This is a genomic window from Paenibacillus sp. F4, from assembly GCF_002894905.1.
In the GTDB taxonomy this organism is placed as follows: Bacteria; Bacillota; Bacilli; order Paenibacillales; family Paenibacillaceae; genus Paenibacillus; species Paenibacillus polymyxa_B.
In genome coordinates, this window is the sequence record NZ_POVS01000019.1 from 120,493 (window position 1) to 136,818 (window position 16,326).

Below are 16,326 nucleotides of genomic sequence, written 5' to 3' on the forward strand. Positions count from 1 at the left end.
AATCCTTACTGATAATTCACTTCTTCTGCAAAGTAAATCTCCTTCAAACGATCCTTTACGCGCTGAATTTCATCTGCTGTTAACGGAGCTGTAGGATGCAGCTTAAAGTTCCTTCCAGTGACATAGCTTACATCCGTGTTCCTATCCAGATTGTATGCCATCTTCGGAACCGGACTTCGGGTATAGTCAGTAAAGTCAATAATGGACCATGCCGCATCTCCATCCTCCTTGGATAAAATAATCCGCTGTGAGGCGTTTTCAGTCCACAAGTAACGCAGATTGGCTGGTGAATTATTGGAGTCCATAACTGCCTTAAAGCCTGAGCCTCTAAACATGAGCGAAAACTCCGTATGATCATTACTCAATCCAGCTACCGATTCATAAATCTGTTTCAGCCCGTCCACGCCCACAATCTCAACCTCACGGTCAACAGGGAAGTGATTCACAAAGTTCTCCCATATTTGAGACATGTTATGGTTTTTGGCAAGCCAGTTGACATCCAAAATAACGGACATGTAGTTTACTGTATTCAAACGTTGATACGGGTTATCTAAATACTGCTGCGCTATATACAGTTGTGGTGCCGCATCCGTTTCGGTCACATATGGATCGCCCGGATGGAGAGTCCAGCGTGAGGAATCTTTGGTATAACGTGATCCAATCGGATCAATCGTAATCGAGTTCATAAATACGATACCGCTATTATTTGTAAGCCCCTGTGCCGGAACAATCGGATTATCCTTATGGGACCAGTAAGGCATCAAAGGTGAACCCTCACCATACATGTTGTTCACATTATACTGTGTAGCCGACCACCCCATCGCTGAGGTGATCTTAAAATGATCCTTCAGCCATTGGGCCTGCTCAGGATTCACCGTAAAGCCGGTCAATGATTTAGGCAGATACTTCCGATATTGGTCTGTATCCATGCTTTCAAACACCGAAGGTGATCCCAACGAACCAGATTGGTGCAGCTCATTGAGTGCATTATAACGATACATATACAACCACTCGTTCATCTGTGCTTCCCATTCAGGGAGACCAAACAGATTATTCGGATATCCATCCAAAATCCCGACTTCATCGCCATACTGATCCACATATTCCAAAACCTTTTTAAGCTGCGGACGATTTGATTCCACAAAAATAAATCTATTTTCCATGGCCCACGTCACTTTTACGTTGGGACCAAAGTGATCCATCAGCAATTGACGTGACTGCTCAATTTGCTCTATCGTGGTCGTACTGCCCGCATCTTTTCCCTGCAGCATCATGGAGATAGCAAAATATTGCTTTTTGCGTGCTCCTGGTACTACAGTTAACTCGGCATCGGATATGAAGTGAATTCCCTGAGAGGGTGACTCAACCTCAATCTTGAATGGAATGACAGAGTTCAATGCAGGTATCAGATGCAGATTGGCAATATGTCCATCCTCGTCAAATATCCCTCTGGAATCCTCAATCCGAAGCTTCAAGTCTGACGGCAATAGACCGGACGGTATGACCTCTCCCTTTGCATTTTGAAACACATAGGGCATGCTCCAGGCATCAGGGTCTAGAGTCGCGGCCTGTGAGATGGAATACGTCGCCAAGTATACGGACCTGATTACACTCGGTTCCTCTACCGGAGGAGTCTTCCCTTTCACGATCAGCTTGGTCTGTGCTTTAAGCACCTGATGGGGTTTAGCAATGATGACTTCCATCTCTACAGGAATGTAACCATCAGCAGCAGGTATATTTTCGGAATGCGCAATTTTCCCATGTTCATCAAATACACCTAATGCATCACTAAATGTGTAAGTAACACTTGTGACGCTTACAGCGGGAATGCTTACCAAGTGCCCTTTATTGTAGAGATCAAAGGATAGCTGATACGAAGGATACGTTTCCGGTTGATTGACCAACTCGGGCGCCTTGATTATGACCTCATCCACTAGAAAATCCGAAGAATGATCCGATGGTTCTGGCGGAGTCACTGGTGGTGTCACTGGTGGTGTCACTGGTGGTTTGGGACCAGGATCTGGTCGTACAACTGGCGGTTCCGGGTTCGGCTCTGTAGGTGTTACCGGAGATACCGGTGGATCGGGCCTTGGACTGTGGCTTTTAGGCTCTTCGATTTCCGGATTCGCACGCTGGTGACTAATTTCTGGCGCCAGGTCGACCACGATCTTCTTCGATTCCGGTGGACTGGCTGGCTGATTCAACGTTGCAGCTCCACTTCCTAATGACTCCAGCAAACGCTCGGCACGTTCTCTCAGACCGTCACCACCTAGCCATATCCGATATGCCACCAGTGTAGCATCCTGCCGTCTCACAGACTCTTTGGGATGGAAATAATGATTCATGTCCCCCTCGATCAGCTCCAAACGTTCCATCAGCCATACGCTCGTTTGTGCATAGTCTGATACATCAGACTGATCCACAAAACTGGATTTATCGGAAGCACGAGTATCTTCAGTGACACCGAAATACCTGGCATACCACACTGCCATATCCTGACGAGTCATATTGTGTTTTGCACCGAATAACTGATCACTAATTCCTTTGGTAATGTTCTCTGCTTGCAAGGTCTGCACATAGGGTAGAGCCCATGGTGACACATCACTAAAAGGAGCAACGCTTTTGTTAACCGAAGTTCGCTTTAACGTTTTAGCGAAAATACTCGCCCACTCCTGTCGCGAAATAAAATGTACAGGTCGAAAACTTCCATCCTGATAACCCGTAACATACCCTTGAGCAGCCATGGCTTCAATTGCATCAGCTGCGTAGGAATGTTCAATATCGTTAAAGGCCCTGTTTGCAAAAACAGGCACAGTATGTATACAGAACAACCAAACAGCCAGTATAGCAGCGATGTACTGCCTAATTTGTTTTAACTTTTTTTCACATTTCATATTATTTTGGATTCTTGCACCTCCTTTACAATATAGCATCAGGTTACTTGCACCTGGACTTCTGTGTAAATTTTGAAAATTAATTCTTTTGTTTTCAAACGGATTTCATTTCAATTAACACCAAACTGTATATACTTGAATTATCGGAATAATATCCCTAGGATTGAATAAAGACAGCAAAAAAAGTAATTATAGATTACGGTTCTATCCGTAAAATTGTCATTATTTTAAAGGCATATATCCCGATCTTTTAAAATGGTTTTCATTGGGAATTAACATTTACAGCATTTTTTCAATATTTAATTTCCTAATGCAAGCATCACAATAAAAAAGATAACATCATGTATAAAGCACCATACACAATGTTATCTCTTCTTTTGTTTTTATTGGCTATCTCCATCAGCTGTTGATTCTTTGTTGCCAGCACCCTTAAAAACATAATAATAACCTTCTGAAATCCCATCTTGCGGATAAGCTGTAGGATCTTCGCTGGTTACTTGACCTACAAGCTCCCGATTGTTAAATGTGTGAGGACCTTCCTCTATTAGCGCCTCAGCAGACATCCCACTGATAAGTCTTACGGTACTGGACCAGAATGTAACTAAATATATATCGTTAGCATTAAATTGAAAGCGTCCTTCACTGGGTGTCCCCTCATAAAACAGCTCAGACAAAGTAGCCGCTTCTGAACCTCTCATAAAAATTTGAATATCACTAGTTCCATTCCATCTATGAGGAATTCCGCCTCTAGGATTTATATACTCTACAACCTCAGGCTCTTGATCGCGAAGAAAATCAGTAACTGTAAATTTGTACACATCATCCGTTATACTCTCGGTTACGACTCCAGTTGTTTTCCCCGTTTTATAGCCGCTGAAATCTCCATACACATTTGGGGTTTGGCTTAAAGCTGCAAAAAACCTTTCCTGATCCATATATTCGACTCTTCCAGGTACTGCAGTCAATCTATATGTCTTGACCTCAGTGCCCTTGTACTTATCCCAAGTATATTCTGTAGCTGCATAAGATACTCCACTGTTCCAGCTCACAGATGCCACCATGAGAATACCTATCATCAATAATAACGGCCATTTTTTCAACACCATACCCTCAACCTCTTTCTCCAAGTACACTCAAATCATTATTAGCATTATAGCTTTTCAATAATTCTATTAACAGTTAAATATTAGAAGAAGATAAATTCAAACATAGACACTTGGACATGGAAGGTATGAGTACATCTTCGCATTCTCTCTTGTAGCTTAGTCTGCAGTATTGCTCACAGTAGCATCATACTGGCCTGTCTCGTATTGTCCAAATTGGTGGACTATATAGTCAAAACCGTTGTTGCTCCGGTTGCAGATTCACCTTCACTTTGCTTCTTGAAGTCACCGCATGCGCTCTTTACCTATTAGCGCCTCACTTTAATATTTGCTGTAGTTGTTATGATCTCTTCCTTTTTATCACTCGCATACCCAGACACCTACGAGGACTTATACAAAGTCTCACAATTTTTTTTAGCGTTTATGTTTTTATTTTCGGGAATTACAGAGTTTAAGGCCAATCGTAAGAGTGTAGCAATAATAAACTTCTCAGTTTTCGTTCTCACTTTTTTTGTATCTATATTTACACTTGTAGTGCGAACAGGATAACCACACGGTTCTATACCTCAGTAACAACCCTTTCGTAGCCCCTCCCTCGTCATATAAAAGAAAAGCCGAGCGAACTCAGGATCATCTGAATTGCGCTCGGCAAATGTTACGTATTTAGCAATCTTTTAGTTTTCCTCTAATTCTTCAATTCTCTGCCGCTTTCCTATGCCAAAGACGAAATATCCAACAATGACGATCGCCATAAATGTTGCCCCGACAATCAACGACAAGCGTGTGTCTGGATTAAACCACATTCCAACGATCACAAGCAACAAAAAGACAATAGTGATGTAATTACTGATCGGAAAAAAACGAGATTTAAAGGTGTGATCCTTCATTTCGTCCTTCCACTTTTTCCTGAATTTAAATTGACTGATGGCTAATGCAAACCACGGTACCATGCCTGGAAGAACACTGGCGCTGTAAATATACAGAAACAGTTTGGAATCAGGCATTAAATAGTTAAATAACACCCCTACCAGCAGCAAGGAAATGGTCGTTATTATACTATTTCTAGGGACGCCGCTTGGAGAAACTTTCCCAAAGAACTTAGGAGCTTGTCCATTCTTAGCCAATGTATATAACATTCTGCCCGCACTGTAAATACCACTGTTACAACCAGACATCGCAGCTGTAAGTACAACAAAGTTAATGATACCCGCAGCGGCCACAATTCCTACCTTGGCAAAAGTCAGAACAAATGGGCTGCCGATCTCGCCTATTTGGTTCCAAGGATAAATCGTAACAATGACAAAGATTGCACCCACGTAGAAAATCAAAATACGCCAGATGATGTTTTTAATGGCTTTTCGCAGTGTCATCTTCGGATTTTCAGCTTCACCTGCCGTAATACCTACCATCTCTATCCCTTGGTAAGCCGCTGTTACAATGCAGAGTGCAAATAGAAACCCTTTCAAACCACCTGCAAAGAAGCCTCCCTGGCTGTACAGATTGGATAGACCTATCGGTTGTCCACCGTTACCGAGTCCAAAGAAGATCATCCCCGTACCCACTACTAGCATGAAGATAATGGCGACAATTTTAATCATCGCAAACCAAAACTCAAATTCCCCATAAAATTTCACAGCCGCCAAATTGGCCAATGCAATAATAATTACACCTGCCAAAGCCGGCAACCATTGCGGGATATCTGGGAACCAGTAGCCCACATATACCCCAATCGCAGTGACTTCTGCCATCCCTACGGTAACCCATAAAAACCAATAACTCCAGGCGGTCAAGAAACCGGCTAAAGGGCTGATATATTTATGAGCAAATGTAGCGAATGAGCCTGTCACCGGTTCAAGAATCAGCATTTCCCCCATAATCCGCATGACAAAAAACATAATAATCCCAGCTAAGAGATAAGCCAATAGTACTGAGGGACCTGCCCATTTTATCGTACTTGCCGATCCCATAAACAAACCAACGCCAATCGTGCCTCCAAGCGCAATCAACTCAACGTGCCGTGGCTTTAGCCCTCTCGTTAATTGTTTCGATTCCAAAAGAACGCTCCCCTTCGTATATGTTCATCATCAAACGCTAATGATCCGGAAAACTGTCCCTAAACATTATTAACTTTTCAGACTGACGTGGTCGTGAGTGAACGACTACAAAGTAGTTCCACGATTCGTAAATATACAAGAAAACCACGTCCTATTTACCGTCCAAACCTTACTGTTTCTAAGACCGAGTCCGTAGCATTAGATGCATTGTATGACAAAAAACGCCTAAATACAACTGCTAATTAGCAGACATTTTTATGCATGAAATGGAAAGGAAGGCTATTCATATTTTCTGAACAATGGTCAATTTAATGCAATGCATTAGAGTGCTAAACAAACATATTTCTTCAATGATAAATATCACGATATTAAGCCTATCTGAAATCTGAGATGAAGATATAACTGGTCAATGAATTGATGCAAGTGGTGGTTCTCATCTATAAAATTGAAGGGTTCAAGCCTAGCTGAAGACCAGGCTTTTGAACCCACTTATTCAATGATGAATGAATATGTATTTATTTGAGATTTTTTATAAAATTTTTTTGATCCTTGGTAAACATATAGCCACGTCGTTCATAGAACCTGTGGGCCTGTATCCGACTTGGGTGAGATAACAGTTTGATTCCGGAAAATCCATGGGACTTCCCCCACTGTTCAAGACGCTCAATCAACATGCTACCTACACCTTGATTTCTATACTTTTCTTTAACAACAAATCCTAGTACATTTACCAAAGATTCAGAAAAAAGTAATTCATGTGGGCTTCCATGAATATATCCTAACACCTCGTTGTTTTCTTCATAAACAAAGATCATATCTTTTGATTCATTTATAATCCTTTCAATCTTCTCTTTTACTTTTTCTTCAGGAAATAGATATAGATTGGGGTTAAAATCTTGGTTTAACAAATAAATATCATGATAATCAGATACTCTAATTTCCCTAACATTTTTTTCTTTCACTTTTGAAATGCCTCCTTTTTTCATCATACGATGCTTTATGTTGAATCATTAATCCTCGCAATCATACCCATTAAAACACTTCAGCATCTCGATAAACGCTTCAAGTTTGGAATCCTCCCATGTTGAAATGCGTTGATAAAACTCAGTTTCTTTTTCTTTTAAAGCCTCCAGAGCTTTTTCACGACCATTAGCTGTCAGGGATATCAACACTCCCCGGCGATCCTCAGGGTGAGTTTCACTTTTTACATAATTCAAGTGTTTAAGCTGAGTAACAAGTCGGCTGACAGAGCTTCGATCCATAGCGGTGGATTCCGCCAAAAATGTAGCGCTTGCCGGACCGTATGACAGGAGACAACGTACAATCAGAAAAGCTGCAGGTTGTAATGATGGATCGAAAAGTACTGCAGTTCTTACATTGAGTGCATGTGACGCACTTATAAGTGCATTAAGTTGTTCACCAAGATTCAGTTCTAATTGCTCTCTTGTAGAATTTGGATGTTGAGTTTTATTATCCATATGTCTCCACCTTATTTGAATGAGTTCGAATATATTTGACATATATCAATCAAAATACATATACTTGATATATGTCAATCATATTTTCAACTTTGAGTAAGTGTCAAACAGAATATCTACAGTATAAAGCATCCACAACCGTAAAGCGTAGAAATGAATATGGATGTAATTGAATCAAGAATTTGGAGGATGATTTATATGTCGATATACCCGATTATTGTAATCACTGGTGCTACTAACGGTCTTGGACAATGGGTAGCAATTGAATTAGCCAAACGTGGAGCCCATCTAGTCTTAACAGCCAGAAATGAAAAACGTGCTGAAACGACTAAAAATATTTTAAAAGATCTGGCGCCCAATACAAAGGTGGACTTTTTTTTCGGGGACCTGTCTCTTATGAAAGATGTCAAACGTATTGGGGATGAAATTAAAGCTAATTATCCTAAGATTGATGTATTAGTGAACAATGCTGGATTACATGGATTTGAACAGCGAATAACCTCAGAGGGTTTGGCAGAAATGATAGCAGTAAACTATCTTGCCCCGTGGCTGTTAACGCATACACTACTCAATTCACTAATGGAATCCACAAATGCTAGGATCGTCAATGTGGCTTCTGAAGCATCACGCAACCATGGTGAATTAAAATTACCGGAGGATTTAACAGATACATCTGCATTTACCGCAAGAGGTTCATCTAAAATATACGGAAAGACCAAGCTTCTTAATATCATGTTTACAGAAGAACTTGGACGTCAACTGGATGAAACTGGAATCGTAGTTAATGCACTTAATCCAGGCTTTAACGTTACCGGCCTTGGCCGTGAGTTAGGATTTTCTTCGATACTTGCAAAAATATTGAACGCTTTGCATATCGGAGACCCACGGAAAGGAGCGGACATCATTATTCGTTTAGCAACAGAATCCCAATATCAAGAAGTGACAGGCGGATATTTTAATGTTGGTACTGGTAAGCTGATTGTGCCGGCATATCCTGGTGGGGATATCAAGATGCAACGCCTACTTTGGAGTACTACAACCGAATTGTTACGGCAAAAAGGCGTTATGGAATGAAATAGAATCTAAAATCGAACAATGTCCCCCCAACGAATGGTTCATTTTGTAAACTAAATCTCTCTTTTAACCGATAAATACATATGTTGGTTCTGTGCTTAAATATCTCCTCCCATCTTTACATATTTAAGTACAAACGTGTATTTTTCCTAAAAGGGGGCTTTCTATGAACTATCTAGACGAGCATATACTTAGCCTCAAAGCTAAAATGGTGGATCAGAAGACAGCTAATAACGATAATGTGAAATCCATCCCAGCTCAAACTCAGAAATCAGAACAGGACGGTTCCATGTTTGAAGAAACAAAGCTACTTCATATTGAAAATGATTATCTCACGTTGGAGCCCATTACAATACTACACGGAGAGATTGGTTTCTACATCCCCAAGTCCTTTACTCCTATGCCAATGGAGCAAGCTATAATCAAATATCCTTCAGAGCATCGACCAAAGGTTATTTATACCTCATCTGAGGGGACCATCAATATCACTTTTAATCCTACAGATACCGCTCTGGAAGCGGAAGAACTGCCCGATTTTGTAGAGCAAATGGCGGATATTTTACGGTCTGTACAACCGATTCGCAACTGGTTAGGTACCGAAATGGTCACCAACTGTTCCGGACTTTCAGTTGGACAGATTCGTTTTGTGGCGGCGGGGATCGACGGTAATCTATACAACGAAATGCTGCTCTTCATCCACAATGGACGAGTTGTCATAGGTTCCTTTAGCTGTCTGGAGGCAGATCTCGAAGTCTGGTTACCTGTAGCAGAATACTGGGTTCAATCCCTTTCTGTCCTTCCACCCTCCATCTATTCTACAAATGAGAAAGGAATGACTACACCATGAGTCTGGGATACGATCAAATTCAAATTCACCCTTATGAACAAATTGATCTAGAAGAGCTCACCTTAACGAAAAAAGTTAACGAGCATACTCGGCTTTATTTTACAGGTGTTATCCCCGAAGACTTGCAAGACAGTTACGTGGAAACGACAGAAAAAAATACCATCATTGAAGTCAGCCAACAAGATGAATCTGGCGCAAGCAAGCCGCTATTTAGTGGGATTGCCCTCTCGGTCGAGGTAAAAGTCGTGCGAGGTGTGTACTATCTGGAGGTGGAAGCTATTTCCCATACTTACCGGATGGACATGAAGCAGCGTACTCGTTCTTTTCAGTATACGAAAATGACGATTCCTCAAATGCTGGAGCACATAGGTAAGGACTATGAAGGACTGGATGTGATCGACGGGGCTACTGGAGGAGAAGCCATCGGACGGCTTGCCATTCAGTATCAGGAGACAGACTGGGCGTTTTTAAGACGCATAGCCTCCCGTTATCATACAAGTCTGATGCCTGTAGCTCGTTTTGACAGTCCCAAATTTTATTTTGGTATTGAGGACAGCCCTGCACAGGCGATACTGGATCATACCCGTTATACCGTACGTAAGCAATTGCTTCCTTTTCGTTATTTTCAGGAGAATGAGCAAACCAAGCTGAGTGAACACGATTTTATTTTTTATGAGGTGGAAACGGATGAGGTACTCGACTTGGGCGCTCAGTTGAATTTTCAGGGGCATAACCTGTATGTGATGGAAGCCTACACCGCCATGAGTCAAGGACTGCTGCGGCATCAGTATGTGTTGGGTTCTTACCAAGGATTTCGGCAAAAAAGCTACTACCAGGATAAGCTGGCAGGAGCCTCATTAAGCGGTGTTGTGCTGGACGTTCGTCAGGATCAGGTGCGCATCCATCTGGATTGTGATGAACAACAGGACATAAACCAAGCACACTGGTTCAACTATTCTACTGTGTACAGTGGCGGTGGCCATACCGGCTGGTACGTCATGCCAGAAAAAGGCGATTCAGTTTCCCTCTATTTCCCCGGTAGTCGGGAAGAAGACGGCGTTGCAGGTAGTGCCGTGAGAAGGGCAGATCGCAAGAGTACGCATAACCATTTTTCCAATCCGCAAATGAAAATATGGCGTACCCCGCATGGCAAGGAAATTCGACTGGGACCAGATGAACTGGTCGTTACAGGTAAGGACGGCGCTATTTATATCAAACTGGACGATAAAGAAGGCATTCATATTGCGAGCAGCAAACAGGTGAATATTACGGCGGGAGGCAATCTCAGCCTGTCTGCGGGGAAGACGATGAGTCTGTCCGCAGGTAGTCAGCTCCGTATGGATTGTAATGGCAGTCATATTGAATTAAGCGGATCGGCGGATATGAAAGGCAGCGAAGTGAAGTCGAATTAAGGATGATTAAAAATGGAAAAGCAAACAGATGTGTTAGATCAGCAACAAGCGGCTCTTCATCAGGCTTGGTCTTTCATTCGCAAAGAATGGGCGTTGAAATGTAAATCAGCAGAAACACAACGATTACAGCATATAGTAGAACATTTTCGCGCCTTTTGTGAGCTGGTTCGGCAAAAACAACTCACAGGTCGTAAAGGTCATATCGGTTACATCACCTACTCTATGCTGCGCACCACATGGCTTGAACAGAAGCCCGTTTATCTTGTTGAAGCTACGGATGCCTTATGGCTGCTTGATGCTGAGCCCGTTCAGTTGGAGTACGATGCAAGTTGGATTTTTCTCTATTGGACTCAATTACGTGAACAGCTTGGGGCTGAAACTTTGAAGCAGCAAGTCTCCCTTTCCGAACTTGAATTGGAACAGATCATGCTGGAAGCAGCGGGATATCTTCATACGATGATCGTTAGTCTGGTTCGTCAGGCTATGAAGCAAGCAGTCAACCTACCAGAGTTTGAGGCGTTGGATCGTGAAGAAGCTTTTGAGATTCGTGTCGGAGAGTATATGGATCATAGTGTCTCTGTGTACCGGGAAGATCGAAGACCCATGGATGCAAACATAATAAAGTCTTGGCTGGAGGAAAAAGAAGAATCGGCCTACAGCTACCAAGCACTGTCTCAAGTTCAACTGTCGGATGCAGATTACAGTTCCTTGGATTTTCGCTATACAGTCTTTCGCCAGATCGGGATGCAACAAAGTCGATTGCATCACTGTATCCTCGTAGGCACGGTATGGCAAGAAGCTCAGCTAGATGGAACCGACTTTTCGCACAGCCTGCTTCATGGAGCCGATTTCAGTGGCTGTTCTCTGCAAGAGGCTGTACTAGACGAAGTTATAAGCAATAGCGAATATGGATCGGATGCTTGGCTGGATTGGGAACCGTTAGGATTGGATGGAGTGAATTTTACAAGAGCTAATTTACAGGGAGCTAGTTTTCAACATGCACAGCTTCAAGGGGCTGCTTTCCAAAATGCCGCGCTGCAAAGAGCATTATTTAACGGCGCGGATCTAACAGGTGCCTGCTTTGTAGGAGCCGATGTTACTGACGCTTCGTTTATAGGTGCATGTTTAGTAAAAGCTAATTTTACAGGAGCAAAACTACACCGGGCAATCTTTACAGATGACCAACTAAGCGAAGCCATTGGACTTGCTGCTATAGAAACGCCACTAGCTACACAGATAACAGATGCAGTGAGAAAAGGGGAGTGGATGTCATGAGGTATTACCGACTCATGGTGGACGAGCGCGTAAAGCATCGGGTGGAGACTGCGCCCCTAGCTCCCTTGCAGGTGGAAGATATCCTTTCGGGTCATACCATTCAGACAGAGGACACTCCCCTATTTTTAGCAGTACATACAGATCCACGAACCGTATATCCGGATTTTCTGGAGTTCCCTTTGCCGCTGGTTTCAGACTCCATGAAAGCCCTGTTGGAAAAATATATGCCGGAGCTGGAATGGAAGGCCGCTATACTTACCGATTTTCAGAAAGCCAGGCAGGATGTGTACTGGATACTGCGTCCACCTGTGGTGGATTGTCTTTCCTCACAAACCGAGTGGTATCCCGACCACACCTTAAAGCAATTGGTACTTAAACACGGGAAAATCGAATCGCCTATATTTCGGATTGCCGGCATGTTGGAAGCACATGTCTATATCAATCTCGCGGTAGCGGAAAGTCTGCTGCGTCGTCCATTTACAGGTGTTCGTGTGCAAAAAGTGGAGATGGCCACAAAGGAGGAATAATCCGTATGGAAGAAGCAAGTGTGCAGCCTGGAACAGGTGCGAAAAAAAGCTATGTCGTGGCAGGTGCGATTTTAAGCTGTAGTTACGGTACACAGCCTACGCGTTTGAAGCGACCTTTTAGCCATGGGGTGTATGTTAAAAATAAAGCACAGATGAATATTGGAGATTATGTACCTGGAGTGAACATAAAATCTTTTGGAAATTGCTCCAGTCCGCTGAATCCGGCTGTGCAAGCCAGTGAGATGGTCGATATTTATGGGGTGAAAAAGGCCCCGTGTATTCCTGTCCTTACGATGCCTTGGCTGAACGGAAAAAGCGACATGCGCATCGAGGGCCAGCCTGCTCTTACGCAGAACTGTACGCATCAATGTCTTTATTGCGGGCACATACAGATCGAAAATGACGGTCAGGAACTGGATTAATCAGGTGCAACCTACCCCTATAAAAACAAAATGCGCTGGTGAGAGAATGGCCATCTTCTCCACCAACGCATGATATAGGTTATCTTCAAATCATTCGCTCCACATCAGGTACCACAAAAGGTTCGGTAAGGACAGGTGGATTCCTCAGGCAATGTAGAGTACATTTCCTGTTCGGTAGAGTAGGCATAAGGGTTCGAAAGAACTTCAAGAAGCTGCTCCATCACACGGTAGTCTTCTCGTTCCACCGCAGCTTCCAGTGCTTCTTCTACCCGGTGGTTGCGTGGAATGATTGCAGGATTGCTGCTGCGCATCAGCTGATACGAGGAGGCTTGTGATTCCTGCTGTCTGCCCAGTCTCGCCTGCCATTGCTCGTGCCACTGGGTGAATTCCGCTGTGCTGAACAGAACCGTATCCTCCAACTTGTTCAAAGTTAGGGCACGGAAGGTATTGGTGTAGTCGGCACGATGCTTCTGCATAATACTCAGAAGATCCTCAATAAGAGATTCATCCTCCTGCTCTTCGTTAAAGATCCCCAGCTTCGCCCGCATTCCTGCAAGCCAATGATGGTGAAGCATTTTTACAAAATCTGAAATTGCATCCTCAGCCAGTGAGACAGCCTGCTCCCTGTTGTCATGCAGCAGTGGCAAGAGCGTCTCAGCGAATCTCGCGAGATTCCACGCAGCAATATGCGGCTGATTGGCATAAGCATAGCGTCCCTGCCTATCGATGGAACTGAACACCGTCTCAGGATCATAGGTATCCATGAAGGCGCAAGGACCATAATCAATGGTTTCTCCGCTAAGGGTCATATTGTCGGTATTCATCACCCCATGAATAAAACCAACCAACTGCCATTTGGCAATCAGCTCAGCCTGACGCTTAATCACTTCCTGAAGCAGTGAAAGGTAACGGTTTTCGTCATTGGCAACTTCCGGGTAGTGTCTTTCCAAGGTATAATCAGCCAGAGCACGGAGATCTTGGGACGTGCCCCATGCTGAGACGTATTGAAAGGTTCCGACGCGAAGATGACTGGCAGCCACACGGGTCAGAATGGCTCCGGGCTGCTCGGTTTCCCGGATGATCGACTCACCCGTGGATACCACCGCCAAGCTGCGGGTGGTAGCAATATCCAGCGCATGCATCGCCTCACTGATGATGTATTCGCGAAGCATCGGACCAAGTGCCGCACGGCCGTCACCACCACGGGAGTATGGCGTTCTGCCTGAGCCCTTGAGCTGAATATCAACCCGTTCACCCAAGGGAGTGATCTGTTCGCCAAGCAGCAGTGCACGCCCGTCTCCTAACATGTTAAAATGCCCGAATTGATGCCCTGCGTAAGCTTGAGCAAGAGGTACGGCTCCTTCTGGAACCTGGTTTCCAGCCAGCTCCGCTACGCCATCATTCCTTTGCAGCGCTGTACCGTTCAACCCCAGTGATGCTGCCAACGGATGATTAAGAATGATCAGCTTTGGTGCGCGGACAGAAGTTAGGTTGAGCTTTGTAAACAATGATTCCGGCAAACGAGAGTAACTGTTGTCGAAGTTCCACCCTATTTGATCTGCTATTTCTTTTTTCTCCGTCATAGTGTCTCCTTTTCTGCTGCGGTATCTTAGGTTTTCCCATTTTAGTTTTTACTTCTGCCCATTTATTATCCAATTATGAAACATGGAATATGCTTTTTTATTATAATCGATTATCAAACATTAATTGTATTTGAATACCGAACGGGTCTTCAATAATACCGTAGGCTTGGCTAAACACATTATTAGATAAAGGCACAATAATTTTCACGCGATCATCTGTAATTAAGCTATTATAAAAATGTTTAATTTCTTCTAGGTCAGCACTTTGAATACATAAAGAAGTGTTATTCCCTACTGTATATTCTTCACTGGGGTTCATTGTAACTTCTGCTATCATTACTTTTGATTTTCCGATGGATAAGACAGAATGAGAAATATAATTTTTATTTTCATCCGTAAGCTGTATGGAGCTGTCACGTTGGGCCATATCTTGATAGGTAACAAGAAACAATTCCTTTGCGTTGAAGTGTTTTTTGTAAAAATGTATAGCTTCTTTTGCCTTTCCGTTCATGGATAAGAAAATAGCTACTTCTAATGTTGTACTCATGGTATCAATCTCCTTTTATATGTGTAGATATCTTATGAATTTGATATATTCCCTTGAACTTATTATCATATAAAAAGGTATCAAAACATGACACCTTTATAAGGAGATTTAGATGAAGAAATCGGAAAGATTAAATGATATGATCAGATACTTAAACAGTCGAGAGTTCTTTAATTTAAATGACCTAATGGATAAATACCATATCTCAAAAAGTACAGCTCTACGTGATATTAGTTCATTGGAACAATTAGGTATGCCTATTTTTTCGGAACATGGCAGACATGGACGATATGGTATCTTAAAAAATAGATTGTTATCCCCCATTATTTTTACGATGGATGAAGTGTATGCTCTGTACTTTGCAATGTTGACGTTAGAATCCTATCAATCCACACCATTTCATTTAAGTGTTAATAAACTTAATGAAAAGTTTGAACACTGTCTTTCTAAAATACAAATAAAGCAGATTCACAAAATGAAAAAAGTCCTACAATTTGAAATATATCAGCATAATCATGTTAGTCGTTTTTTAGATAAAATTCTAACAAGCATTCTTAATGAGAGTAACTGTAAGATTCAGTATTTAAAAAATAATCAGAAAAAAAGTTACCATGTTCAATTTTTCAAAATTTCCGCTAAGTTTGGCCAATGGTATGCTACTGGAATAGAGCTAAATACGAATAAATATAGAGTTTTCAGATGTGATCGAATAACCTTTATAGAAGAAGAGGAAATCAACTCTCACTTTTCTATAGATGAACTCCTTAATCGTTCATTGGAAATGTATCAAACTGAGAAGAGCATTGACTTTGAAGTAGAGATTGTAGAACAAGCCAAGGATATTTTTTATAAAGAACATTATCCTTCAATGAAAATAGAAAATGGTGATAAGACAGTTATTAAGGGATTTTATAATCCTGGAGAAGAGGAGTTTATAGCTCAATATTTTATGAGATATGGTCATTATGTAATATCAGTGAAGCCTGAATCTTTAAAACGGATTATTAAAGATAGAGTTGAGCACCTCTTAAACCACTATCAAAAATTATAAGATCATCGAAGGTTTGTTCAAAATTTTCTCTACATTTTAGCAAGGAAAAGAAGGCTCAC

Annotated in this window: 15 protein-coding genes; 8 read left to right on the forward strand and 7 right to left on the reverse strand. The window is 42.3% G+C overall.

Features of this window, described 5'->3' with window-relative positions; genetic code table 11:
* Positions 1-5: 5 nt before the first annotated feature.
* Positions 6-2,894, reverse strand: coding sequence for an S-layer homology domain-containing protein (locus C1T21_RS22485; RefSeq protein WP_103049817.1), 2,889 nt, complete (start codon positions 2,892-2,894; stop codon positions 6-8).
* Positions 2,895-3,277: 383 nt separating this feature from the next.
* Positions 3,278-4,000: a hypothetical protein gene (locus C1T21_RS22490; protein WP_103049818.1), complete on the reverse strand. Its 723-nt coding sequence runs from the start codon at positions 3,998-4,000 to the stop codon at positions 3,278-3,280.
* 339 nt (positions 4,001-4,339) lie between these two features.
* Between C1T21_RS22490 and C1T21_RS22495 the strand changes: the two genes are divergently transcribed.
* The gene (locus tag C1T21_RS22495; protein WP_103049819.1) at positions 4,340-4,546 is read left to right on the forward strand and encodes a DUF3953 domain-containing protein; all 207 of its coding nucleotides are present in this window, start codon (positions 4,340-4,342) and stop codon (positions 4,544-4,546) included.
* Positions 4,547-4,671: 125 nt separating this feature from the next.
* On the opposite strand, the gene C1T21_RS22500 is transcribed toward C1T21_RS22495, so the two are convergent.
* The 3 genes from C1T21_RS22500 to C1T21_RS22510 all read right to left on the reverse strand — a co-directional run bounded on the left by C1T21_RS22500 (position 4,672) and on the right by C1T21_RS22510 (position 7,529).
* Positions 4,672-6,051, reverse strand: a complete 1,380-nt coding sequence (locus tag C1T21_RS22500) for an amino acid permease (protein ID WP_061831603.1) — start codon at positions 6,049-6,051, stop codon at positions 4,672-4,674.
* A 515-nt stretch (positions 6,052-6,566) separates the two neighbouring features.
* Entirely contained in the window at positions 6,567-7,013 is a 447-nt protein-coding gene (locus C1T21_RS22505) for a GNAT family N-acetyltransferase (protein ID WP_103049820.1), read from the reverse strand.
* A gap of 48 nt (positions 7,014-7,061) precedes the next feature.
* Positions 7,062-7,529, reverse strand: coding sequence for a MarR family winged helix-turn-helix transcriptional regulator (locus C1T21_RS22510; protein WP_103049821.1), 468 nt, complete (start codon positions 7,527-7,529; stop codon positions 7,062-7,064).
* A gap of 198 nt (positions 7,530-7,727) precedes the next feature.
* On the opposite strand from C1T21_RS22510, the gene C1T21_RS22515 reads away from it, so the two are divergent.
* The 6 genes from C1T21_RS22515 to C1T21_RS22540 all read left to right on the forward strand — a co-directional run bounded on the left by C1T21_RS22515 (position 7,728) and on the right by C1T21_RS22540 (position 13,086).
* Complete coding sequence (locus C1T21_RS22515) at positions 7,728-8,603, forward strand: SDR family NAD(P)-dependent oxidoreductase (RefSeq protein ID WP_103049822.1); 876 nt, start codon at positions 7,728-7,730, stop codon at positions 8,601-8,603.
* A 166-nt stretch (positions 8,604-8,769) separates the two neighbouring features.
* On the forward strand, positions 8,770-9,450 hold the full coding sequence (locus tag C1T21_RS22520; protein ID WP_103049823.1) for a hypothetical protein: 681 nt from the start codon (positions 8,770-8,772) through the stop codon (positions 9,448-9,450).
* Positions 9,447-10,862 carry a phage baseplate assembly protein V gene (locus C1T21_RS22525; protein WP_103049824.1) on the forward strand — a complete coding sequence of 472 codons (1,416 nt, stop codon included), beginning with the start codon at positions 9,447-9,449 and terminating at the stop codon, positions 10,860-10,862. The genes C1T21_RS22520 and C1T21_RS22525 overlap by 4 nt, the downstream gene beginning before the upstream one ends.
* Before the next feature lie 12 nt (positions 10,863-10,874).
* On the forward strand, positions 10,875-12,137 hold the full coding sequence (locus tag C1T21_RS22530) for a pentapeptide repeat-containing protein (RefSeq protein WP_103049825.1): 1,263 nt from the start codon (positions 10,875-10,877) through the stop codon (positions 12,135-12,137).
* Positions 12,134-12,664: a hypothetical protein gene (locus C1T21_RS22535; RefSeq protein WP_180984637.1), complete on the forward strand. Its 531-nt coding sequence runs from the start codon at positions 12,134-12,136 to the stop codon at positions 12,662-12,664. Before C1T21_RS22530 ends, C1T21_RS22535 begins: the two co-directional genes overlap by 4 nt.
* Before the next feature lie 5 nt (positions 12,665-12,669).
* The gene (locus C1T21_RS22540; RefSeq protein WP_013308879.1) at positions 12,670-13,086 is read left to right on the forward strand and encodes a DUF4280 domain-containing protein; all 417 of its coding nucleotides are present in this window, start codon (positions 12,670-12,672) and stop codon (positions 13,084-13,086) included.
* Positions 13,087-13,190: 104 nt separating this feature from the next.
* Here the strand turns inward: C1T21_RS22540 and C1T21_RS22545 are convergent, their stop codons facing one another.
* Positions 13,191-14,669, reverse strand: a complete 1,479-nt coding sequence (locus tag C1T21_RS22545) for a protein adenylyltransferase SelO (protein WP_103049826.1) — start codon at positions 14,667-14,669, stop codon at positions 13,191-13,193.
* A gap of 100 nt (positions 14,670-14,769) precedes the next feature.
* Positions 14,770-15,216 (reverse strand): VOC family protein, encoded by a 447-nt coding sequence (locus tag C1T21_RS22550; protein WP_103049827.1) that lies wholly within the window; start codon positions 15,214-15,216, stop codon positions 14,770-14,772.
* Between the two features lie 112 nt (positions 15,217-15,328).
* Here C1T21_RS22550 and C1T21_RS22555 point away from each other — a divergent pair, with 112 nt between their 5' ends.
* Positions 15,329-16,267 (forward strand): helix-turn-helix transcriptional regulator, encoded by a 939-nt coding sequence (locus C1T21_RS22555; protein ID WP_103049828.1) that lies wholly within the window; start codon positions 15,329-15,331, stop codon positions 16,265-16,267.
* Positions 16,268-16,326: the final 59 nt, after the last annotated feature.